The sequence below is a fragment of the Synechococcus sp. H55.7 genome (genome assembly GCF_047462395.1).
In the GTDB taxonomy this organism is placed as follows: domain Bacteria; phylum Cyanobacteriota; class Cyanobacteriia; order Thermostichales; family Thermostichaceae; genus Thermostichus.
This window is the reverse complement of record NZ_JANSJD010000011.1, coordinates 46,804-67,616: the sequence shown is the minus strand read 5'-3', so window position 1 is coordinate 67,616 and position 20,813 is coordinate 46,804. Positions and strand designations below refer to the sequence as shown.

Annotated in this window: 21 protein-coding genes; 13 read left to right on the top strand and 8 right to left on the bottom strand. The window is 59.7% G+C overall.

The annotated features are described in order from the left end of the window. Nucleotides 1-31: 31 nt before the first annotated feature. The 3 genes from NW851_RS07215 to NW851_RS07205 are packed head-to-tail and all read left to right on the top strand — an operon-like array spanning nt 32 to nt 1,990. Complete coding sequence (locus tag NW851_RS07215) at nt 32-667, top strand: anthranilate synthase component II (RefSeq protein WP_414332645.1); 636 nt, start codon at nt 32-34, stop codon at nt 665-667. Continuing rightward, nucleotides 664-1,437: an MBL fold metallo-hydrolase gene (locus NW851_RS07210; RefSeq protein ID WP_414337426.1), complete on the top strand. Its 774-nt coding sequence runs from the start codon at nt 664-666 to the stop codon at nt 1,435-1,437. The genes NW851_RS07215 and NW851_RS07210 overlap by 4 nt, the downstream gene beginning before the upstream one ends. A 4-nt stretch (nt 1,438-1,441) precedes the next feature. Further along, nucleotides 1,442-1,990, top strand: coding sequence for an ankyrin repeat domain-containing protein (locus NW851_RS07205; protein ID WP_414332641.1), 549 nt, complete (start codon nt 1,442-1,444; stop codon nt 1,988-1,990). Nucleotides 1,991-2,132: 142 nt separating this feature from the next. Here the strand turns inward: NW851_RS07205 and NW851_RS07200 are convergent, their stop codons facing one another. After that, entirely contained in the window at nt 2,133-3,128 is a 996-nt protein-coding gene (locus tag NW851_RS07200; protein WP_414332639.1) for a deoxyhypusine synthase family protein, read from the bottom strand. Between the two features lie 109 nt (nt 3,129-3,237). Between NW851_RS07200 and bioB the strand changes: the two genes are divergently transcribed. The 3 genes from bioB (at nt 3,238) to NW851_RS07185 (ending at nt 6,789) form a co-directional block, all read left to right on the top strand. Continuing rightward, on the top strand, nt 3,238-4,170 hold the full coding sequence (gene bioB, locus NW851_RS07195; protein ID WP_414337425.1) for a biotin synthase BioB: 933 nt from the start codon (nt 3,238-3,240) through the stop codon (nt 4,168-4,170). Nucleotides 4,171-4,328: 158 nt separating this feature from the next. Further along, entirely contained in the window at nt 4,329-6,404 is a 2,076-nt protein-coding gene (locus tag NW851_RS07190; RefSeq protein ID WP_414337423.1) for an ATP-binding protein, read from the top strand. A gap of 88 nt (nt 6,405-6,492) precedes the next feature. Beyond that, the gene (locus NW851_RS07185; RefSeq protein WP_414332633.1) at nt 6,493-6,789 is read left to right on the top strand and encodes a 2TM domain-containing protein; all 297 of its coding nucleotides are present in this window, start codon (nt 6,493-6,495) and stop codon (nt 6,787-6,789) included. Between the two features lie 9 nt (nt 6,790-6,798). Here NW851_RS07185 and NW851_RS07180 read toward each other — a convergent pair whose 3' ends face one another. From NW851_RS07180 to NW851_RS07165, 4 genes are all read right to left on the bottom strand, one after another. After that, nucleotides 6,799-7,836, bottom strand: a complete 1,038-nt coding sequence (locus tag NW851_RS07180) for a hemolysin family protein (RefSeq protein WP_414332631.1) — start codon at nt 7,834-7,836, stop codon at nt 6,799-6,801. Nucleotides 7,837-8,179: 343 nt separating this feature from the next. Then, on the bottom strand, nt 8,180-9,808 hold the full coding sequence (locus NW851_RS07175; RefSeq protein ID WP_414332695.1) for a bifunctional pantoate--beta-alanine ligase/(d)CMP kinase: 1,629 nt from the start codon (nt 9,806-9,808) through the stop codon (nt 8,180-8,182). Nucleotides 9,809-9,856: 48 nt separating this feature from the next. Then, entirely contained in the window at nt 9,857-9,970 is a 114-nt protein-coding gene (gene petG / locus NW851_RS07170; RefSeq protein WP_414332627.1) for a cytochrome b6-f complex subunit V, read from the bottom strand. Nucleotides 9,971-10,187: 217 nt separating this feature from the next. After that, complete coding sequence (locus NW851_RS07165) at nt 10,188-11,465, bottom strand: SufS family cysteine desulfurase (protein WP_414332625.1); 1,278 nt, start codon at nt 11,463-11,465, stop codon at nt 10,188-10,190. A 179-nt stretch (nt 11,466-11,644) separates the two neighbouring features. Between NW851_RS07165 and NW851_RS07160 the strand changes: the two genes are divergently transcribed. Together NW851_RS07160 and psb35 are read left to right on the top strand one after the other, a co-directional pair. After that, nucleotides 11,645-11,863 (top strand): chlorophyll a/b-binding protein, encoded by a 219-nt coding sequence (locus NW851_RS07160; RefSeq protein WP_414332623.1) that lies wholly within the window; start codon nt 11,645-11,647, stop codon nt 11,861-11,863. A gap of 122 nt (nt 11,864-11,985) precedes the next feature. Continuing rightward, entirely contained in the window at nt 11,986-12,294 is a 309-nt protein-coding gene (gene psb35, locus NW851_RS07155; protein WP_414332621.1) for a photosystem II assembly protein Psb35, read from the top strand. An 81-nt stretch (nt 12,295-12,375) separates the two neighbouring features. On the opposite strand, the gene NW851_RS07150 is transcribed toward psb35, so the two are convergent. Then, nucleotides 12,376-13,050 carry a response regulator transcription factor gene (locus tag NW851_RS07150; protein ID WP_414332619.1) on the bottom strand — a complete coding sequence of 225 codons (675 nt, stop codon included), beginning with the start codon at nt 13,048-13,050 and terminating at the stop codon, nt 12,376-12,378. A gap of 193 nt (nt 13,051-13,243) precedes the next feature. Here NW851_RS07150 and NW851_RS07145 point away from each other — a divergent pair, with 193 nt between their 5' ends. Together NW851_RS07145 and NW851_RS07140 are read left to right on the top strand one after the other, a co-directional pair. Further along, complete coding sequence (locus NW851_RS07145; RefSeq protein ID WP_414332617.1) at nt 13,244-13,990, top strand: rhomboid family intramembrane serine protease; 747 nt, start codon at nt 13,244-13,246, stop codon at nt 13,988-13,990. A gap of 61 nt (nt 13,991-14,051) precedes the next feature. Beyond that, a complete protein-coding gene (locus NW851_RS07140; protein WP_414332615.1) occupies nt 14,052-14,660 on the top strand; it encodes a Uma2 family endonuclease in 609 nt (202 codons plus the stop codon). 20 nt (nt 14,661-14,680) lie between these two features. On the opposite strand, the gene NW851_RS07135 is transcribed toward NW851_RS07140, so the two are convergent. Continuing rightward, nucleotides 14,681-16,294, bottom strand: coding sequence for an NAD(P)H-quinone oxidoreductase subunit 4 (locus NW851_RS07135; protein ID WP_414337490.1), 1,614 nt, complete (start codon nt 16,292-16,294; stop codon nt 14,681-14,683). Nucleotides 16,295-16,523: 229 nt separating this feature from the next. Here NW851_RS07135 and NW851_RS07130 point away from each other — a divergent pair, with 229 nt between their 5' ends. The 3 genes from NW851_RS07130 to NW851_RS07120 all read left to right on the top strand — a co-directional run bounded on the left by NW851_RS07130 (nt 16,524) and on the right by NW851_RS07120 (nt 19,639). Continuing rightward, nucleotides 16,524-17,402, top strand: coding sequence for an isoaspartyl peptidase/L-asparaginase (locus tag NW851_RS07130; protein ID WP_414332613.1), 879 nt, complete (start codon nt 16,524-16,526; stop codon nt 17,400-17,402). A gap of 122 nt (nt 17,403-17,524) precedes the next feature. Continuing rightward, nucleotides 17,525-18,559: an adenosine deaminase gene (locus NW851_RS07125; RefSeq protein WP_414332611.1), complete on the top strand. Its 1,035-nt coding sequence runs from the start codon at nt 17,525-17,527 to the stop codon at nt 18,557-18,559. 276 nt (nt 18,560-18,835) lie between these two features. Next, entirely contained in the window at nt 18,836-19,639 is an 804-nt protein-coding gene (locus NW851_RS07120) for a M55 family metallopeptidase (protein ID WP_414332609.1), read from the top strand. Here the strand turns inward: NW851_RS07120 and mnmH are convergent. Continuing rightward, the gene (mnmH, locus tag NW851_RS07115; protein ID WP_414332607.1) at nt 19,636-20,685 is read right to left on the bottom strand and encodes a tRNA 2-selenouridine(34) synthase MnmH; all 1,050 of its coding nucleotides are present in this window, start codon (nt 20,683-20,685) and stop codon (nt 19,636-19,638) included. The genes NW851_RS07120 and mnmH overlap by 4 nt on opposite strands. Nucleotides 20,686-20,813 lie beyond the last annotated feature (128 nt).

Below are 20,813 nucleotides of genomic sequence, written 5' to 3'. Positions count from 1 at the left end.
ATAAAATGGGGTCTCGTCGCCGGATGCTATCGTGCTGGTCGTTATTGACAACTACGACAGCTTTACCTATAACCTGGTGCAATACCTGGGGGAACTGGGGGCGCAGGTGCGGGTTTTTCGCAATGACCAGCTCTCGGTTGCCGAGCTGTGCCAGCTACAGCCAGAGGGGGTGGTCATTTCCCCCGGGCCGGGACGGCCAGAGGATGCTGGCATCTCGCTGGAGCTGATTCGGGAGCTGGGGCCAAGGCTGCCCATTCTGGGCGTCTGCCTGGGCCACCAGTGCATCGGCCAGGTCTACGGTGGCCAGATCGTGCGCGCCTCTGAGTTGATGCACGGCAAAACTTCCCTGATTTACCACCAAGGGGTGGGGGTGTTTGAGGGGCTAAGCCGGCCTTTTGCGGCAACTCGCTACCACAGCTTGGTCATTGAGCCCTCCACCTGTCCTGAAGAGCTAGAGGTGACGGCTCAAACGGACAGTGGGATCATCATGGGGGTGCGCCACCGCCGCTATCCTCACGTTCAGGGGGTGCAGTTTCACCCAGAAAGCATCTTGACCCTGGAGGGCAAGCGCCTGTTGGGCAACTTCCTGCGCCTGGCTCAGCTCCATGTCTCGGGATCGTCCCAGCCAGCGGCTGCCGCCGTCGCGTCAGGGATCCCGTGCCCATGAAGCGTCGCCAGCTTTTGCAAGCCAGCGCCAGCCTGGTGGGATCCCTCGCCGTAGGGGGTCAATGGGCGGTTGCCCAAACGGCCCCTTTCCCAGGGGGATCCCTGGAGTTCACCTCCCAGAGCCTGCAACTGACCTGGCTGCACCACAGTTGCGTTTTGTTCGAGGGGGAGGGCAAGCGCTTTCTGGTCAACCCCTTTCGGCCTGGGGGCTGTACAGCCGGCTACCCTGCTCCCAGCGTTAATGCCGATCTGGTGCTGCTCAGCAGCCGCCTTCTCGACGAAGGGGCCCTGGACGTCGTGCCCGGCAACCCCAGGGTGTTGTTTCAGCCCGGGGACTACGTCATCGATGGGATCCGCGTGCAGGGGGTGCGCATGCCGCGGGGCCCCCGCTTTGGCCTCAACGTGGGCTGGCGCTGGCGCATGGCCGGGATCGACATTGTCCATTTGGGGGGGGCCCTGCAGCCCATTGGCCGGGAACAGTACATCCTGCTGGCTCGCCCTGACCTCTTGCTGGTGCCGGTGGGGGGTGGGCCGAAAAACTACGATCCCGCCGGGGCCAAGGCAGCCATCGAAGCGCTGCAGCCCAAGTTGGTCATCCCGACTATGTATCGCACCGCCGCCGAGGCGTCCCAATGCGAGCTGCAACCTTTAGAAGCGTTTTTGCGCCTCTTTCCCGCTGCTGCCGCGCAACCTGCCCTCAGCAACCCGTTGCTGCTTTCGGCCCAGGCCCTGCCCAGCCAAGGGATTGCCATCCTGTTCTTTGAGGAGTAGGGCCATGGAGCGTAGGTGGTGGGCTGTGGGTGTCGGGCTGGGATCCCTGCTGCTGGGAGGGCTGGGGGTCTACGGGTACTCCCTGCCAGAAGATCCTCAAGTCCTGGCCACCGCCAACCCGCTGCGGCTGCAACTGGCTCTCTGGCTGGGGAAAGACGCCAATGTCGTCGAGGAGCGGGGCAAGACGGCTCTGTTCTTCGTCGAAAGCGGCCTCAACACCCGCCTTTTGCTGGCCGCTGGGGCGGATCCCAACCGGTTAGATCGCGGCGGAGCCAGCCCCCTGCACCAAGCTGCCCGCCTGGGCAATCCTGAAGTGACCAAGGCTTTGCTCGAGGGAGGTGCCGAAGTGAACGCCCGCTTCGGGGCCGGCGGCCTGCCCCTGCATTTTGCCGCTTGGTCGGGCAACCCCGCGGTGGTGCGGCTGCTGCTGGAGCATGGCTCCGAGATTGACGAGCCGGACGGCTACGGCCTTACCCCCCTGCGCATTGCCCAGGACATGAGGCGCTGGGAAGCTGCGATTCTGCTCTCCCAATGGCCCCGCCCCGAACCATAAGGACAATCGCTGACCCTCAGCAACCCCTCTCTCCTTGTGTTGGGAGTGGGGGGCGAAATGTCTTCATCCCGTTTGAAACAGCTGTACCTTCCCCTGGCTGCCGCTCCAGGGACGACCGAGCGGGAGGTGCCCTGAGACGGCCCTACCACCCCAGCACCCAGGCGAAGATCAAAGGCGCCACGATGGTGGCATCCGACTCGATGACGAACTTAGGTGTGTCAACCCCCAGCTTGCCCCAGGTGATCTTCTCGTTGGGGACTGCCCCCGAGTAGGAGCCGTAGCTGGTGGTGGAGTCGCTGATCTGGCAGAAATAGCCCCACAGGGGGATCCCTTTGCGGCCCAGGTCTTGGTGCAGCATGGGCACCACGCAGATGGGAAAATCGCCAGCAATGCCGCCGCCAATCTGGAAGAAGCCGATGGAGCACTCTGCCGAGGTGCGCGTGTACCAGTCCGCCAGTTGGATCATGTACTCAATGCCCGTGCGGACGGTATGGACATGGCGGATCTCACCGGTAATGCAGTGGGCAGCGTACATGTTGCCGGTGGTGGAGTCCTCCCAGCCCGGCACGTAGATGGGCAAGTTGGCCTCCATGGCCGCGTAAACCCAGGAATCCCGCGGATTGATCTGGTAGTAGGGCTCCAGCCTGCCGCTGCGCAGGATGCGGTAGATGAACTCGTGGGGGAAGTGGCGTTCCCCGGCCCGGTCGGCAGCCATCCACTCTTCCAGCAGAGCTTTTTCCAGGCGCCGCATCGCCTCTTCTTCGGGAATGCAGGTGTCGGTTACCCGGTTCAGGTGCCGCTCCAGCAGCTCCTGCTCCTGCTGCGGGCTGAGGTCGCGGTAGTTGGGCACCCGCTCGTAGAAGTCGTGGGCGATGAGGTTGAAGATGTCTTCCTCCAGGTTGGCGCCGGTGCAGGAGATGGCGTGCACCTTGTCCTGGCGGATCATCTCGGCCAGGGAGAGCCCCAGCTCCGCCGTACTCATGGCGCCGGCCAAGGTCACCATCATCTTGCCGCCTTTTTCCAGGTGAGCAGAGTAGCCCTTGGCGGCATCCACCAGGGCGGCGGCGTTGAAGTGGCGAAAGTGATGCTCAACAAATTGGCTGATAGGGCCTTTGGCCACTGCTTCTGCGGTTATCATTGTTGAGTTTCTAAGCGAGACGGGTTCGCCTTCTCAAAGCACAGACCCCTTATCCTAACCAAACCTAAGAGCGCTGGCAAGCTTTTAGGGAGTTTTGGACATTGCCGGCATGGCCATTGCTCTGGAGTACGTTCGCGAAATCTACCACCGGCCGCTGCTGCAGTTGGTGTTCGAGGCGCAGGCGGTGCACCGACAGCACCACCCTCCCAACCGGGTTCAACTCTGCGCCCTTGTCAACATCAAGTCGGGCGGCTGCCCGGAAGACTGCGCCTATTGCCCCCAAAGCGCCCGCTACTCGACAGGGATCGAGACCTACCCCTTGATCTCCCTGGATTCGCTGCGCGAGCAGGCCATGGCTGCTCAAAAAGCCGGTGCCACCCGGCTATGTATGGGCGCTGCTTGGCGGTCAGCCCCGGAAGGGGAGGTGTTTGAGCGGGTGCTGGAGATGGTGCGCACGGTGCGCGAGCTGGGGATGGAAGCCTGTGTCACTTTGGGGATGGTGTCGGCTGCTCAGGCGCAGCAGTTGGCGACGGCAGGGCTGACGGCCTACAACCACAATCTGGACACCTCGCCGGAGTTCTACCCCCGCATCATCACGACGCGCACCTACCAGGATCGCCTGGAGACTCTGGCCCATGTGGGGGCAGCCGGCCTGCAGATCTGCTGTGGCGGCATTGTCGGCCTTGGGGAGACCGACGAAGACCGCATCGCCCTGCTGCACGTTTTGGCCAACCTGACGCCGCCGCCCACTTCGGTACCCATCAACGCGCTGGTGCCGGTGGCTGGCACGCCCCTGGGCCAGCTTCCCCCTCCCGATCCGCTGCTGCTGGTGCGCACCATCGCCACGGCTCGGCTGCTGCTGCCCAGAGCCCAGATCCGGCTCTCGGCAGGGCGGAAAAACCTGTCCGAGAGCGACCAGGCGCTGTGCTTCTCGGCAGGCGCCAATTCCATCTTCACCGGCGAAAAGTTGTTGACCACGCCTAACCCAGGCTCGGCCGCCGATGCGGCTTTGCTCGAGAAGCTAGGCCTGCAACCCCTCTAGAAGCATTTCCTTTTGCGCCTTTAGGATCCCTAGTTGGATCTAGGCGTGTCCCTTCTGTTGTAACAATCTTTTCAGAAAATCTAACCCTTTCTTAACCCTGTCGGCAGCCATGTCAGAATGGTGGCGACAGTGTTCTCCAGGGTTGTTACGTCGGGTTCATGTCTCCTGTCAGCACTGCCGAGCCCCTTGCCGAAGTCCAATCCCCTGAGGCGGCTGCTTCTTCTCCTCCAGAGCTCTCGCTTGGGGAGACTGCGGAGCCGACAAGGGGAGGGGGCTTTTGGGGATCCCTGCGGCGCTGGTGGGCGCGCTGGAAACAAAAGCTGCGCCTGGAGACCCAGTTGCTCTTTGTGGCCACGCTGGTGGTCTCGCTGGTGGTGAGCAGCTTCACCTTCTGGGCCGTCAGCACCGTGCAGCAGAATGCCCGCTTTAACGAGGCCCGCTTTGGCCGGGATCTGGGATTGCTATTGGCAGCCAATGTCGCCCCCCTGATCGCAGAAGATCGCATCGGCGAAGTGGTCCAACTGTCGCGGCAATATTTTGAGAGCACCAGCAGCATTCGCTATTTGCTCTACGCCGACCCGGAGGGGAACATCTACTACGGGATCCCGTTTTCCAACCAGGAGGTGAAAACCTCCCTCAGCCTTACCCGCCGCATGCAACTGCCGGACAACCGCCCGCCTGCCGAGGGCCAGCCGCTGGTGCGCACCCACCTCACCCCTGCCGGGCGGGTGACGGACATTTTTGTCGGCATCTATCATCAGGGCCGCTTTTTGGGCACCCTTGGCCTCGGCATCAACCCCAACCCCGCCCTTGTGCGCTCCACGCAACTGGCGCGGGAGGTCTCGATTGGGGTGTTTTTGGCAGTGTGGGTTCTGGCCATCCTGGGATCCGTGGTCAACGCCCTCACCATCACCTATCCCATCAAAGAACTGGTCAAGGGCGTCCAGGAGATCACCAAGGGCAACTTCAAGCAGCGCATCGACCTGCCCTTTGGGGGAGAGCTGGCCCAGCTCATCGACAGCTTTAACGAGATGGCGGAGCGGCTGCAGAGCTACGAAGAGCAGAACATCGAAGAACTGGCCGCCGCCAAAGCCAAGTTGGAGACGTTGGTTTTCTCTATCGTCGATGCCGCCATTTTGCTGGATGCCGAGTTTCGGGTGCTGCTGCTCAACCCGGCGGCCTCTCGCATGTTCGGCTGGGAAGGGGATCCCGTCTTGGGCAAGCCCTTGCCGGAGCTGTTGCCGGAGGATCTACGGCAGCAGTTGGCCCGCCCCCTGATGCAAATTGCCCGCGGGGATCAAGAGGCAGAGGAAATTCGCGTCAACCTCAGCGGCCCCATCAAGCGCGTCGTTCGCATCCTGCTGTCGCCGGTATCCGACCCGCGGCGGCAAAACCTCAAGGGGATTGTAATGACGGTACAGGACATCACCCGCGAGGTGGAGCTCAACGAGGCCAAGGCCCAGTTCATCAGCAACATCAGCCACGAGCTGCGTACCCCCCTCTTTAGTATTAAGTCTTTTATCGAGACCCTCTACGAGTACGGCGAGCAGATGTCGCCAGAGGAGCGGCTGGACTATCTGGAAATTGCCAACCGCGAAACCGATCGCCTCACCCGCTTGGTCAACGATGTGTTGGATTTGTCGCGTCTGGAGTCGGGCAAGCAGTACCACTTCGAGGCCGTCGATATCGCGGCGGTGATCGAGCAAACCTTGCGCACCCACCACCTGCAAGCCCGCGACAAAGGGATCCAGTTGCGCAAGTTTGTCGATCCGGATCTGCCCCTGGTGTGGGGCAACTACGATCTGCTGCTGCAGGTGATGACCAATCTTTTGGGCAACGCTCTCAAGTTCACGCCGTCGGGAGGTCTGGTGACGGTGCATGCCCACCTGGTGGTACAGGCGGATGGATCCCCGCAGGCGGTGCGGGTGGCGGTGGCCGATACGGGCATTGGCATTGCGCCCGAGGATCAAGAGCGGATCTTCGACCGCTTTTTCCGCGTCGAGAACCGCGTCCACACTTTGGAGGGCACCGGCCTGGGCCTGGCCATTGTGCGCAACATCCTCGAGAAACACCACACCCGCATCTGCCTAGAAAGCAAGCTGGAACAGGGATCCACCTTCTGGTTCGACCTGCACCTATACACCGAAAACGGGCCGCTGGAGTTTGCCGCCCAGCCCGGCGAAACGGATCCCCCCAGTTGCCGCTGGCGGGAGCATCCCCAGCAAACCTCTTAAGGAGCAAAAAGCCCGTACGGCTGCAGGGATCCCTGGTGGTGGCTTGTTCTACACTGGAGAAGGTTTTGAGTTGTGAGGGGTTGCTGCCATGCCGCCTCGCTGGCCCCGGAAGCCCTCCCGTCGGGATCCCGAGTTTCGCAAGCTGGATGACCGCTACACCTACGCGGCCCACCTGGCCGTTTTTCTCTGCAGCGCGTCGGGACTGGTGTTTTTCCAGCAGTTGTACCGGGCGGATTGGCCGTGGCTGGTGCCGCTGCTGGGCTGGTGGGGCCTAGGCCTGGGGATCCACAGCTTCTCGATCTTTTTTGTGGCCCGCTACCCTGCCGATCCAGGTTTTGTGGAGCTCCCCCCCGAAGCCAACGAAGACTCTGTAGAAGCCGGCTAGCGGCCTCCCTCAAGGGGAGCCAGGGGAGGAGGGGCGCTGTCGTCGTTGTCGCTGCAGCAGCAGGGGGGAGAGATCGCTTTCGTCGTAGATATCTCCCACCAGCTCTTCCAAAATGTCCTCCAGCGTGATCAGGCCGGTGGTGCCGCCAAACTCATCCACCACGATCCCCAGGTGTTGGCGGGAGCGCAGCATCTCTTTGAGTAACAGGCTGACGCGCTTGGTATCGGGCACAAAAAAAGGCGGGGACATGGCCTTGGTCACCTCGGCATTGCCCTTTTGCTCCAGGTGGCGCAGGGCCTGCTTGAGGTGGATGACGCCGACGATCTCGTCCTTAGATTCCCCCTGCACAGGGATGCGGGAGTAGCCCGTCTCCAGGCAGAGCTTCACCACATCCTGCAGGGTTTTATCGTGGGAGATGGTCTCCATTTTTACTCTAGGTTTGGCCACATCTCCCGCCTGGAGCAAATCCAACGCCAGCGCCCCGCGAAACAGGCGCCGTTTTTGCCAATCCAGCAGCCCCCGCTGCCCCAGCACGTCGATCAACAGCTCCAAATCCTTGAGGGAAGCGGTGGCCGTCAGCGGCGAGAGCTCCAACAGGTTGAACAGGCGGCTGACAATCCATTCAAAGGCGTCGGTAAAAGGGCGCAGCAGCACCGAGAGGATATGGACAGGCCGCACCACCCAGCGGAACACCCCCAGGGGATGACTCACCGCCAGGGACTTTGGGGCTACTTCTCCAAACAGGAGCACCAGGATCGTGGTGGGCACAGTGGCGGCCAAAGCTCCAAACTGGGATCCCAGCAGCTCGATGGAGAGGGCTGTGGCCAGGGCAGCAATGCCGATGTTGACAAAGTTGTTCACCAACAACAGGGTGGTGATCAGCCGTGAGCGCTGTTGTTGGGCCAGTCGATACAAGCCTTGCGGATCCCCTTGTTCCTCGATCAGGGATTCCAGGCGCAAGTTATCCATGGCCGTGATGGCCGTTTCGGCCCCAGAGCAAGCTCCCGAAAGGAGAAGCAAAAAGGCTAAGAGGAAGACATTAACCATAGCGCTCCGTCCGCAACAGCGGAACGGGATCCAGATCCATGTTGCCCAGAGCAGAAAATGGGTAGCTTCGGCCAATGCAAAGAAAAGCGGGTCGGCACATTTTCATCACCAACGGGATCCCATCCGGCACCTCGACACCTGAGCGGTTTTACCAAAGTTCAGCACTCAACCCAAGGCTCAGAATCCCTAAACACCCACCAACTCCATCTTTTGCGATGAGAGTCTTCATTGAGCAACGAGAGAGCACTCAAGCTGTTCAAACCGACTAGCTTGCTGAAGATCTTGGAAGATCTTGTGAAAAGCTTAACTTATCCTGTGTTGATCCCTAACCGGTTGCTCAAAGCTATTGATCAAAACGGGCTTGGCCGGATCGATCCAAAAGTTGTCGGTACAACATCACAATTTTGTCTTGCACCTCGGATTGGCTCAGGTGATCTGTGTCGATCAGGATGGCGTCGGGGGCAGGCCGCAAGGGAGAGATAAGCCGTTCGCTGTCGCGGCGATCCCGCTGCTCGATTTGGGCTTTCAATTCTTCGAGGGGCACCATTTGCCCTTGGGCTTGGAGTTGCTGTTGCCGGCGTTGGGCTCGTTCGCCCACCGAGGCGGTCAAAAAGACTTTCAGCTCAGCATCGGGAAAGACATAGGTGCCGATATCTCGCCCCTCCAAGACGGCCCCCCCATCCCGGCCAATGCTGCGTTGCCGCTTCACCAGCTCCTGCCGCACCCCCGGCACTGCCGCCACCTGAGAGACCCAGCGGGTCACTTCTGGGGAGCGGATGGCCTGGGTGATTTCTTCGCCATCGGCCCAGATGCGGGTCGGCTCTGCCGAAGAAGTGCCACTTTGCAGGGTGAGCTGGGTTTGGGCGGCCAGTTGGGTCAATTGCTCGGCGTCGTCCAACGGGATCCCCCGCTGCAGCGCCAGCCAGGTGATAGCCCGATACATGGCCCCTGTGTCCAAGTACAAAAGCTGCAGTTGGGCGGCCACTGCCCGCGCCACGGTGGATTTTCCGGCTCCTGCCGGGCCGTCGATGGCAATCAGCGGGCGACGTGGGGTAGAAGCCACCTCCGAGGAAGGCGGTGCCGCGTTTTGTGCTTTCTCGGCCCAGGGATCCCCTTGTGCCGGAGAGAGGAGCAGATTGTCGATCAGGCGAGTTTGCCCCACATAGGCGGCGATGGCCAGCAATCCCTTGTCTTTCACCTCGGCCAGCGGCTGGAGGGTTTGCGGATCCACCAGTTCCAAGTATTGCACCCGCAGTTCAGGGGTGTGCTCCAGCTCGGCACGGGCGGCAGCCAGGATCCCTTCTGCCGAGGGATCCCCCGCCTGCCAATGGTTATACCCCCGACACAAGGCCCGGTACAGGCTGGTGGCCACCTGTCTCTCTTCAGGAGAAAGGTAGCGGTTGCGGGAGCTGCAGGCGAGGCCATCGGCTTCTCGCACGGTGGGGCAGGGGACAATGGTGGTGGGGATCTGCAGATCTTGGACCAGCCGTTGGATGATCGCCAGTTGCTGGGCGTCTTTCTGGCCAAAGTAGGCCCGCTGCGGCTGCACCAAGTTCAGCAGTTGCAGCACGATGGTGGCTACGCCGCGAAAATGCCCCGGTCGGTGGGGGGCACAGAGGGTTTGCAAAAGGGACTCGGGAGGCATGACCCAGGTGCGGTCGCTGCCGGCTGCCGGGCTGGCGCCCATCTCCTGCGGGTCGGGGGCAAACACCACATCCACGCCCGCCGCTTCACACAGGGCCCGATCCCCCTCCTCGTCGCGGGGGTAGCGATCCCAGTCTTCGTTGGGCCCAAATTGCAGCGGGTTGACGAAAATGCTGACCACCGTGCGGTCGCACTCTTGGCGGCAGCGGCGGATCAGGCTGAGATGGCCCTCGTGCAGGGATCCCATCGTGGGCACCAAGCCGATGGTGGATCCCCGCCAGCCAGTTACCTGCTCCCGCAAAGCAGCAACGGTGCGCAGCCAGTGCATCGCCATGCCACCTCACTTCTTCTCCGCCTAACCTACCCAGGGCAACTTTCAAAGACCGATCTTGTTGCCCCGTTGATACTGCCTGTAGGCGGCCACAAACAAGCCCGCCAAGGTGACCAACACCATCCCCAAAACGATCCCCAACAAAATCGGCTCGATCACAACCCCGACCTCCTAGTTCAAACCTAGATCATGTTGACATACTCCCTGTCTTTTAGGGCAGGGATCTTTGACGCTTCACCGACCGACGCCGGCAAACCAGTCCTACAGGGTCTCCACATCGGTTTTGGAGTCAGGCCTTCCATCCCGACTTGGTTGATGTTACTTGAGATATCGATTGGCGCCAGTCGGGACGAAGTCCTCTGCCTGTGACGGATCCCTAGCCCAAAGCAACGCTGAAGAACTCCACCGCTTCTGCCAACACTTCCAAGAAGCGATCTACCTCCGCCAACGTGTTGTACAGGTAAACGCTGGCCCGGGCGGTGGATTGGACTCCCAAATAGCGATGCAGGGGCTGAGTGCAATGGTGCCCCGCTCGAATGGCGATGCCCTGCTCATCCAGCAAGGTAGACAAGTCATGCGGATGGACGGCCTCTACCGAAAAGCTGACCAGCCCTGCCCGTCGCGTCGGATCCTTGGGGCCGTAAACCGTGATACCCGCTATGTTTTGGATCCCGTCCAACAAATGGGCGATCAACCGTTGTTCATGGGCGTGAACCCGCTCCAAGCCGATCTGGCTCAAGTAATCCACGGCTGCCCCCAACCCCACCGCCTGGGCAATCGCCGGCGTGCCGGCCTCAAATTTGTGGGGGATATCCGCATAGGTGGCGTGATCCCAGTACACATCGGCGATCATCTCTCCCCCACCCAAAAAGGGTGGCATCCCTCGCAACAGCTCCCGCCTGCCGTAGAGGATGCCAATCCCCGTTGGGCCACACATCTTATGCCCTGAAAAGGCCAACCAATCGCAATTCAACGCCTGCACATCCACAGGCATGTGAGGCACACTCTGACAAGCATCCAGCAAAACCTTGGCCCCGTAGCGATGGGCCAGCTCCGTGATCTCCTGGACGGGGTTGATGGATCCCAGCATATTGGAAACCTGGGTTACCGCCACCAGGCGGGTGCGGTCGCTGAGCAAAGACCGGTAGTGCTCCAGATCCAACTCTCCTGCTGGCGTGATCTGGATGAACTGGAGGCAGGCTCCCGTCTTCTGGGCCACGAGCTGCCACGGGATCAGGTTGCTGTGGTGCTCCATCACCGAAAGGACGATCTCATCCCCTCGTTCCAAATTGCTCAAACCCCAACTGTAGGCCACCAGATTGATGGCTTCGCTGGCATTGCGGGTGTAAACGATCTCCTGTGGCGAAGCGGCGTTGATAAAACGAGCGATCTTTTCCCGCGCCCCCTCATAGGCATCGGTGGCTTCGTTGCTCAGCGTATGAACCCCACGATGCACGTTGGCGTTGGAGCACCGATAGTACCGATCCATCGCCTGCAAAACTGCCAGTGGCTTTTGAGAAGTGGCAGCGTTGTCAAAGTAGATCAGGGGGTGGCCGTTGACCTGGCGCTGCAAAATCGGAAAGTCCGACCGCACCTGGGCAGCTAGGTCGAAAGAATGGTCCAGCCTAAGAGAAGAAGGGGTGGATACCGCCATAGTCTGCGCAAAAAGCCCGTTTCCCTCAGTATGACATCGCTCTGGGCCAGCCCTCGGAAAACCCATCTGGGATCCCTTCAGTCCTACCCACTCTGCCGTCAGGGCTTGGAAGCCAAAACTTGTCACAAACTGTAATCTTATGTTAAGTTTGTTTACGTACAGTAATAAAGGTATTCACAATGCAATCGTCTCCTAGGATTCCTTCGCGCCTGGATTCCGCATCCGTTGCCCAGTACTATGACACCAGCAACGACTGGATCCCCGGCTGGACGGAGCAAGCGGAGCGTTGGAATGGACGCTTGGCCATGTTGGGCTTCGTGATCAGCATGGTTACAGAAGCGGCGCTGGGCCACAGTGTTTTTGCCAGCACTCTCGCTCAGTGGCTGGGTCTGCAATAATCTGCAATAATCCGGTAGAGCCCCATCGGGCATCTCACAGACTTTACCCCTTAGCCTTGAGATGCTGCGGCTCTACCTTGGCTTGAGCTTTTTTACCCTTCGACTCCTATCTTGACAGGCTGATGATGCTTGAGAATCCCTTTTTCCCCTACATTGCCGTAATGGTGGCTGGGTTGGTAGCTGCTGTTGCGATGGGCTCGATGGCTTTCTTCAACTCCAAGCGCCCTGCCGGCTGGGAAGGCGCCGGTCGCCCGCGGTATGTGCCGCAGTATGGTCAAGACGGCGACACCCCGCCGGAGTGGGAAATTGGCTGGACTGAGAAGGCCGAGCGATGGAACGGACGGCTGGCCATGCTGGGGTTTGCCCTGAGTGTTGTGGTAGAGGCCATTGTGGGCCACAGCGTCTTCGCCTCTGTGTTGGGGATCCGCTGAGCCCGGTGGAAAACTGTCTCGGATAAAAGTTCCTACAGAGCAACAGCTATCCTCTGGCCTCTACCATTTAGTTACCTTTATTTACCATTGAATAATCTTCTTCTGAACGGCTGTCATACACATGGCAACGCGGGCGTTGATCTCATCCTCAGATCCGAAAATATCCAGCTTTTCTTTGAGCCGTTGGATGCAGTTTTGTACAGTCTTCTTGCTGGTGTGAATGCGATCGGCAATGGCCTGATCGGTGAGGGCCTCTTTGCAGAGTAAGTTCAAGACCTCAATTTCCCGTTCTGTCAGCTTCGTGAGACCACGCAACTCCCGCGGCATGCGCAATTCTCCATTCAGGGCGCTTTTGGCTCCCTCCAAAAACACAGTCCGCCGTTCCATTTTATTAACCGCGGCAAACCCGCCCTGGTGTTTGCTGATCAAGCCCACCAATGGAGTCAGCAGTAGCGGCTCACTAGAATAGGCCATCACGTTCAGGGTGGGGTAGTTCTCAAAGATGTGGCGCAGGAACTCTAGGCCAGGCTCGGCAGACTGTTCGCCGCTGGTTTGACCGTAGAGCAAGTCCGCCACGACCAAATCCGGCTGTTCCCGCTGCAGGCGCAGGATGGCGTCCATGGGATTGCTGACCGTGATGCACTGAGCATCGGCTGCAATCCGCTGCAGCCACTCGCAGTTGTTTTGGGCCACCTCGGGATGATCTTCGACGATCAAAAACTTGAGGGGGGTAGTTGGGCTTTCAACCTCGGACATCAGTCCACTCCTCTAAGTTCACCATCGGCCGTATGGGAACAGCCGGAACATTTCTACAGACAGGGGATCCCAACTGTAAGCATGGCTCCCAGCAGACCACTCCAGTGTAGCCTCAAGTGGGGTTTTAGAGGTGAGTCTGAGGGGTAGGAAGAGACAGGTTAAGCTAGAGGGTGATGTCAACTGGATCTCAACTGTGGTACCTCTGCAAGACCGCAACCCAACCACCCGCACGGCCTACGTCACCTATGCCCTGGTGCTCATCAACATCTTGGTTTTTGTGTATGAGCTTACCTTATCGCCGCGAGAGTTGGTGGCTTTTTTCCGAGAGTGGGCAGTGGTACCGGTAGAGTTGACGGCGAGTTTTCGAGGGGAGGTCACTTCTTCGCTGCGCCCCGAATGGATGACCCTATTCACCTCGCAATTTTTGCATGGGGGCTTTCTCCATATTGGTGGGAACATGCTCTTTTTGTGGGTTTTCGGCAACAATGTTGAGGATCGCTTGGGGCATGTGCGCTACCTCATTTTTTACCTGACTTGTGGAGCTTTGGCCGCCCTAACCCAGTGGTTTTTCGATATGGAATCCACCATTCCTTCGCTGGGGGCAAGTGGGGCCATTGCCGGGGTGTTGGGAGCCTATATCTTGCGTTTTCCACAAGCTGAGATCTTGACCCTGGTGCCTCTGGGCATTTTCATTACAACCATCTATGTTCCCGCCTGGGTGTTCCTGGGTTTTTGGTTTGTGCAACAGGCGTTTTACGGCATCGCCAGCCTGCAGACGCCCATCAACATCGGCATGCAGGGGGGAGGGATTGCCTACTGGGCCCACGCGGGCGGCTTTGTGTTTGGGGCCATCTTGGGGCCGTTGATGGGGTTATTTTCTGGCAAAAGCCCTTATGACCGCCAAATGACTTGGCAACAACGGGACAGGGATCTGTTTTGATCGGCTTTGATACTTTACTGAGCCTATTGTTAATCAAATAGCAGCGTGATAGGAGCAAGCTATGGTCAGTCTATCTGCCAAGCCTCTAACTCTGGAAGACTTTCTACAACAGCCGGAAACTCAGCCTGCCAGCGAGTTTATTGAAGGAGAAATTATCCAGAAGCCTATGCCACAGGGAAAGCATAGCCGTCTCCAACTAAAACTGGGCAGCTTCATTAACGAGATGTTGGAGCCTTCTCAACTGGGAATGGCATTTCCAGAGCTGCGCTGCACTTTTGCCGGATATGCGATTGTGCCCGATATTTCTGTGATCGCCTGGGAGCGGATCCCTGTGGATGAAGATGGCACCATTCAAAATTTCATCCCCTTTTGCCCAGATTGGATCATCGAGATTCTCTCTCCCGATCAAGATCAAATGAAGCTGGTCAAAAAGATCTTGATTGGCTTGGCCCACGGCTGCCAGATGGGGTGGATCGTGGCCCCCGAAGAAAGGGTCGTTTTCGCCTATCCTGCCGGACAGCAGCCAACAGTGCATGAGGATCCGCAAGAGGTTATCCCCGTTCCCGCTTTTGCTCAAGGGATCCAACTGACGATCGGGACATTGTTTGGCTGGATGCGAGTTCAAGGCGGCGAGAGCCGCAAGCCCATTGGAGAAAAAAGCCAAGGCTAGCTACACCGGCTTCCCTCTCCTCAATTTGGCTCAGTGTTGTAAAGGGCAGGGGCTTGGGCAACCGTCGCTCCGAGGGAGGAGAGTTCCTGGCGCAGCAAGGCCACCAGGGCATTGGTGGACTGGTCGTAGAGGCTAGTGACCAGCTTGGGATAAAACCCGATGCCGATGATGGGGATCAGCAGGCAGGCGATGATGAACACCTCGCGCGGCTCGGCATCCACCAATTCTTCATGTTCGGTCAGCTCTTTGTTTTCCGGGCCAAAGAAGATCTGCCGCAACATCGACAGCAGGTAGATAGGAGTCAAGATCACCCCAACCGCCGCCAGAAAGACCACCACCAGCCGGAAGGGGAGAGAGTAGGCATCGGTGGTGGCCATGCCGATGAACACCATCAGCTCGGCCACAAAGCCGCTCATCCCCGGCAGAGCCAGAGAGGCCAGCGAGCAAGTGGTGAACATCGAGAAAATCTTGGGCATCTTCAGGCCGACGCCGCCCATTTCCTCCAGCTCCAGCGTGTGGGTGCGGTCGTAGGTGGCCCCCACCAAGAAGAACAGGCTGGCCCCGATCAGCCCGTGGGAGATCATCTGCAACATGGCGCCGCTCATGCCGATTTCGGTCAGGGATCCGATGCCGATGAGGACAAAGCCCATGTGGCTGATGGAGGAGTAGGCGATCTTCCGCTTCAGGTTACGCTGGGCAAAGGAGGTGAGGGCAGCAAAGATGATGTTCACCACCCCCAGCACGATCAGCACCGGCGCAAGGTAGAGGTGGGCATCCGGCAGCATGCCCACATTCATGCGCATCAGGGCATAGCCCCCCATCTTGAGCAGGATCCCGGCCAGCAACATGTGAACCGGCGCCGTGGCTTCGCCGTGGGCATCGGGCAGCCAGGTGTGCAGGGGGAAGACGGGCAGCTTCACCCCATAAGCAATCAGGAAAGCCCCATACATCAGCAACTGGAAGCTCAGCGGATAGGCCTTGTGGGCCAGATCCGTCATGTCAAAGCTGATGGGATCCCCGTAGAAGGCCATAGCCAAGCCCGCCACCAGGATAAACAGCGAGCTGAGGGCGGTGTAGAGGATGAACTTGGTGGCCGCATAGAGGCGGTTGTATCCCCCCCAAATGGAGAGGAGCAAATAGACCGGGATCAGCTCCAGCTCCCACATCAGGAAAAACAGCAGCATATCCTGCACGGCAAACACCCCGATCTGGCCGCCGTACATGGCCAACATGAGAAAGTAAAACAGGCGCGGCTTGAGGGTGACCGGCCAGGCGGCCAAGATGGCAAGCGTGGTAATAAAAGCCGTGAGCAGAATGAGCGGCATGGAGAGGCCATCGGCCCCCACCGACCAGCTTAGCCCCACCTGCGGCACCCAGGTGTAGCGCTCCAGCAGTTGCAAGCCCGTCTGGGCGGGATCGTAGCCGACATAAAAGCCGGCCAGCAGAATCAGCAGATCGGTGACTGCGATGAACAAAGCAAACCAGCGGATCCGCTCGGCCAACTTTTGCGCGTAGGCGCGGGTACTGGGATCCCCAGCCGGCGCCGGGATCAACGGGATAAAGAGAGCGGCCAACACAGGGTACACAATGACCGTGGTCAGCCAGGGGAACTCGTTCAAGCTGGGCAGCGCCATCGATAGAACCTCGTTCATGCCATACGATCCAAGAGAACCACTGCCGGCCACAACCCGACAGCCCTCTTCCAGGATTGCCGTTGAGTATCTATGCTTAGCAAATCCACAGAATTATCTTAAGACTCTTCCTCCCTTTCCGCCGGCGTTCCTGGAAAGTGGTATCTGTGAAGGGTGAACCCAAAAAGCAAAGACCATCCCCCAGTAGCCTCACAAGGTATCCGAACCCATCATGCCTCAGCCCAAACTCATTATCCACGGCGGAGCCGGCAGTGCCCTAGAAGGAGAAGACAGCCTGGAAAAGGTGAGGAGATCCCTGCGGCAGGTGGTGGAAAGTACCTATGCGCTGCTGTTGGCAGGGCAAGCGGCAGAGGCGGCTGTCTTACATGCCTGCCAACTGCTGGAAGATGATCCCCTCTACAACGCCGGCACAGGATCGGTCTTGCAGTCGGATGGGCAGATCCGCATGAGCGCCGCCCTCATGAACGGGGCCACCCAGTCTTTTAGTGGGGTGATCAACGTCAGCCGGGTTCAGCATCCCATCCTCCTGGCCCAGGCTTTGCAATCCAGCCCGGATCGGGTGGTGGCCGAACAGGGGGCAGCAGAGCTGGCGCGGGAACTGAAGTTGCCGGTCTATGACCCGACCACTCTCAAGCGGCTGCAGGAGTGGGTGCAGTTGCGCCAGACCCATCCCCCGTCAAGGGTGCTCACCGCCCTGGCCATGGGCACGGTTGGAGCGGTGGCGCTGGATCAACAGGGGCGCATTTGTGTTGGCACCTCCACCGGCGGGCGGGGGTTTGAGCGGGTGGGGCGGGTGAGCGATTCGGCCACGCCCGCAGGAACCTACGCCAGTGCGGCAGCGGGAGTCAGTTGCACCGGTGTTGGGGAAGATATTTTGGATGAGAGCTTGGCGGCACGGATTGTCATTCGAGTGGAAGATGGCCTCAGCCTAAAAGCGGCCATGGCCAAGTCTTTTCAAGAGGCCCGCCAACGCCGCCGCTCCTTGGGGGCCATTGCTCTATCGCGCTTGGGCGAGATTGCCTGGGATACCACCACCGACCTGCTGTTGGCCGCCTACCACGATGGGCAGGGGATCGGTTTGACGATCTAAACTTCCAACCGAGCTTGCGCAATTCCGCCTGGACAAGCTCGAGGCAGTTGGATAAGAGTAAAGATAGTACTTAAACAAACCAAGTCTGCTCCTGCGCGGGCAGCGATGGGGAGCCCCGACCTATGGCACTTCATGCGGAGTTGCACCGCCACCTGGGCGGTTCTGTCGTCCCTCGGATTCTGTGGCGCTACTTGCATCGCCAGGGATCCCCTCTGGCGGAGCGCTTTCCCACCTATGCCGAGTTTGAAGAGTTCTACACCCGCCCGCGCAACACCCTTGAAGATTACTTGGAGCTGCACACGCTGGTGGAACAGGTGCAAACCCTGGAAAGCTTACCCTATTTCATCTACCGTCTGCTGCGGGGAGCCTATGTATTTGAGGATCTGGCCTACCTAGAAATTCGTTACACCCCCTACCTGCGCACGGATCCCAGCCTGGACGAGGCAGATCGCCTCAAGCAAATGCGCCAGGTAATCGAGACGGTGGGACAGGCCAGCCAGCAGCGGGAATACCCCATTGTTACCACTCAGATTGTGTGTTTGCACTCCCGCCTCCCCAGCCACATCAACCGGGCTATGGTTGAAGCTGCTGCCGAGTCGGAATATGTGAGTGCCATCGACCTGGCTGGGGGAGACAAGCCTTACGGCGAACGCATGGACGAGTGGATCGAGCTATTCAAGTATGCCTTGGCCCGCGGCCTCAAGACCACTGCCCACCTCTACGAGACGTTGGATGGCTGCTACCCAGAGCTGCTGCCCTATGTCTCGCGGATTGGCCACGGCATTCAAATTCCCCTTCACTATCCAGAGTTGCTGCCGGAGCTGGCGCGGCGAGGACAATGCCTGGAAGTTTGTCCCACCACCTATCTAAAAACGGGCACCTTGTCCAGTTTGGATCCCCTCAAGATTGTGTTTGATCGCTGCTTTGAGGCAGGGGTAGATATCGCCATCTGCACCGACAACGCCGGCTTGCACAATGTGCGCCTGCCGTTTGAGTACGAGAACCTGCTCACCCACGACATTATCGATTTCGAGCAGCTCAAACACTGTCAGGAAGCAGCTTTTCGCCACGCTTTTGCCTGGCCTTATAAGGGGCGCCCGGCCTCTCTGTTGTCGGAGTTACAGCAGGGGGTATCTGCTTCTTTGGTAGCCCTCTGATCGCGTCAGCGGGACGGAGTCCTTGTCCTTTATTCCGACTTCTCAAAAACGAGGGTAGAGATCCGCACCAAAGCCATGGAAATCTTGGGCTCCCACAAAACATATCCTCAGTTCCTTGAGCCAATCCCTAACTCCCCTCTCCCAAAGGGAGAGGGGCCGGGGGTGAGGGCTGGGAGTGTTGGGTGCCGCCAAAGGCGAACGCGCCGGCGGCGTGGAGCGCTTGGGGCTGTCTCAATCTAGTCTGACAATCTAGTCTGAAATGACTATCAGTCGAGCATGAAGGTCTATATCAGTGCTGATATCGAAGGGATCTCCGGCATCAGCCATTGGGATGAAGCCACCCTCGGCCAGCCGGGTTATGAGCCATTCCGCGAGCAGATGACCCAAGCGGTGATCGCCGCTTGTGAGGGATCCCTGGCTGCCGGAGCCACCCGGATCACTGTCAAAGACGCCCATGATTCCGGGCGCAACCTTCTCCCCGAGCGATTGCCGGCGCCGGTGCAACTCATCCGCGGCTGGAGCGGCCACCCCTACTGTATGGTGCAAGAGCTGGATCGCAGTTACAATGCCCTGATCTTAATCGGCTACCATGCCCGCGCCGGATCTGCTGCCAACCCCCTTGCCCACACCTACACCACCGAAGTTAGCCAAATCCGGCTGAACGGCCAGGCCATCGCCGAGTTTCACCTGGTCAGCCTCACCGCTGCCTATGAAGGGGTGCCGGTTGTATTTCTGGCCGGAGACGCAGAGGTGTGTGCGGAAGCGAAAGCCTATGACGCCCAGATCGAGACGGTGGTCACCCACAAAGGGATGGGCCACTCGGTCGTTGCTCCCCATCCGCAGCAGGTTCTGCAGGCCATCCGCCAAGGTGTAGAGGGATCCCTGAAACGGCTGTCGGCCTACCGGCCCCGCCCACTGCCGGATTGCTTTCACTTGGAGGTGGACTACAAGGATCCTGCCCGCGCCTACCGCAAGTCTTTTTACCCCGGCTGCCGGTGGGTTGCCGATGCAACCGTTCGGCTGGAGGTTTCCAATTGGTTTGAGGTGCTGCGGGCTCTGCAATTTATTGTGCTCACCTAGTCTGGACGGGTGCGCAGGCGAGCGGCAGCTTCTCTGAGGCTGGTCTCGGAAAGGTCGGGCAGCTCTATCCGGGCGTGGATGCGGTTGAAGTTCTGCTGCAACCCATGCCGATAGGTGGGATCGTAGTGCTGCTCCAGCAACTCCTGCACAAACTGCGGCCAGTCTTGGGCGTCGATGAGCTCAAACCAGCGCTGCAGGCGCGCCTGGCCATGGCGGGCTTTTAGGGGCAGCAATTTCTCCTTGAGTGCCTGGGGATGGGCTATCCAGTGGGGATAATGGGCAATCAGCCCCTTCACCCGCTCTTCCAAAGGCAATCGCACTTCCACGCAATCGGCTTGGGTGAGGGCCTGCCAAAGGGCAGGGGGCAGGTGGAGCTGGCCCACCTTGGCACTCTCGGCTTCCACCCAGACCGGCTTGGCTGGATCCCACTGGAGAAAAACCTGCACCAGTTGACTTTCAAAGCTCTTCTGGGTGGGCTGCGGCATCCCCCACTCCGCTCCCAGCACGGAGCCGCGGTGGCGGGCCAGCTTTTCCAGATCGAGGACTTGGGATCCCTGGCGCTGCAGGTGGTGGAGCAACTGGGTTTTGCCGCTCCCCGTCGGCCCGCAGAGGACGCGGTAGGTAAACTCCTGGGGCAAGCTCTGCAGTTGCCGGCGTACCCAGGCGCGGTAGGTTTTGTACCCCCCTTGCAACACTGTGACCTGCCAGCCCACCTGGGACAACACCAACGCCAAGCTGGCCGAGCGCTGCCCTCCCCGCCAGCAGTAGATGAGGGGGTGGTAGTCCCGATCCTTGTCGGCAAAGTGGGTCTGCAGATGGCGGGCGATGTTCTGGGCCACCAGGCTGGCTCCCCGCTTGCGGGCCGTAAAGGGATCCACCTGCTTGTAGAGGGTGCCCACCTCTGCCCGTTCTGCATCGTCAAGCACAGGCAAGTTGATGGCCCCCGGCCAATGATCCTCAGCAAACTCTGCCGGCGAGCGCACGTCAATGATCTCGCTGTAGGTGTGCAGCCAAGGTTCGGCAGTGACGTGAATGGGGGCAGCCACAGACGCAGCGAGGAGGGAGTGGACTGAGTTCTCTCTTGCTCGATCCTGGCAGATTTCTAGGGTTGTTGCCTGAGGGGATCCCTGGGCCTGACAAGAGTTGCACCGCTCGGCTCCTCCTCCAGGCTAAC

What these genes read in the sequence shown, in the direction of transcription:
- NW851_RS07165 (WP_414332625.1), bottom strand. Translation starts at nt 11,465, where the DNA reads ATGGCGGTATCCACCCCTTCTTCTCTTAGGCTGGACCATTCTTTCGAC.
- NW851_RS07160 (WP_414332623.1), top strand. Translation starts at nt 11,645, where the DNA reads ATGCAATCGTCTCCTAGGATTCCTTCGCGCCTGGATTCCGCATCCGTT.
- NW851_RS07140 (WP_414332615.1), top strand. Translation starts at nt 14,052, where the DNA reads ATGGTCAGTCTATCTGCCAAGCCTCTAACTCTGGAAGACTTTCTACAA.
- NW851_RS07210 (WP_414337426.1), top strand. Translation starts at nt 664, where the DNA reads ATGAAGCGTCGCCAGCTTTTGCAAGCCAGCGCCAGCCTGGTGGGATCC.
- NW851_RS07200 (WP_414332639.1), bottom strand. Translation starts at nt 3,128, where the DNA reads ATGATAACCGCAGAAGCAGTGGCCAAAGGCCCTATCAGCCAATTTGTT.
- NW851_RS07180 (WP_414332631.1), bottom strand. Translation starts at nt 7,836, where the DNA reads ATGGTTAATGTCTTCCTCTTAGCCTTTTTGCTTCTCCTTTCGGGAGCT.
- bioB (WP_414337425.1), top strand. Translation starts at nt 3,238, where the DNA reads ATGGCCATTGCTCTGGAGTACGTTCGCGAAATCTACCACCGGCCGCTG.
- NW851_RS07125 (WP_414332611.1), top strand. Translation starts at nt 17,525, where the DNA reads ATGGCACTTCATGCGGAGTTGCACCGCCACCTGGGCGGTTCTGTCGTC.
- NW851_RS07190 (WP_414337423.1), top strand. Translation starts at nt 4,329, where the DNA reads ATGTCTCCTGTCAGCACTGCCGAGCCCCTTGCCGAAGTCCAATCCCCT.
- NW851_RS07205 (WP_414332641.1), top strand. Translation starts at nt 1,442, where the DNA reads ATGGAGCGTAGGTGGTGGGCTGTGGGTGTCGGGCTGGGATCCCTGCTG.
- NW851_RS07175 (WP_414332695.1), bottom strand. Translation starts at nt 9,808, where the DNA reads ATGCACTGGCTGCGCACCGTTGCTGCTTTGCGGGAGCAGGTAACTGGC.
- NW851_RS07120 (WP_414332609.1), top strand. Translation starts at nt 18,836, where the DNA reads ATGAAGGTCTATATCAGTGCTGATATCGAAGGGATCTCCGGCATCAGC.
- NW851_RS07185 (WP_414332633.1), top strand. Translation starts at nt 6,493, where the DNA reads ATGCCGCCTCGCTGGCCCCGGAAGCCCTCCCGTCGGGATCCCGAGTTT.
- NW851_RS07150 (WP_414332619.1), bottom strand. Translation starts at nt 13,050, where the DNA reads ATGTCCGAGGTTGAAAGCCCAACTACCCCCCTCAAGTTTTTGATCGTC.
- NW851_RS07130 (WP_414332613.1), top strand. Translation starts at nt 16,524, where the DNA reads ATGCCTCAGCCCAAACTCATTATCCACGGCGGAGCCGGCAGTGCCCTA.
- NW851_RS07135 (WP_414337490.1), bottom strand. Translation starts at nt 16,294, where the DNA reads ATGGCGCTGCCCAGCTTGAACGAGTTCCCCTGGCTGACCACGGTCATT.
- psb35 (WP_414332621.1), top strand. Translation starts at nt 11,986, where the DNA reads ATGATGCTTGAGAATCCCTTTTTCCCCTACATTGCCGTAATGGTGGCT.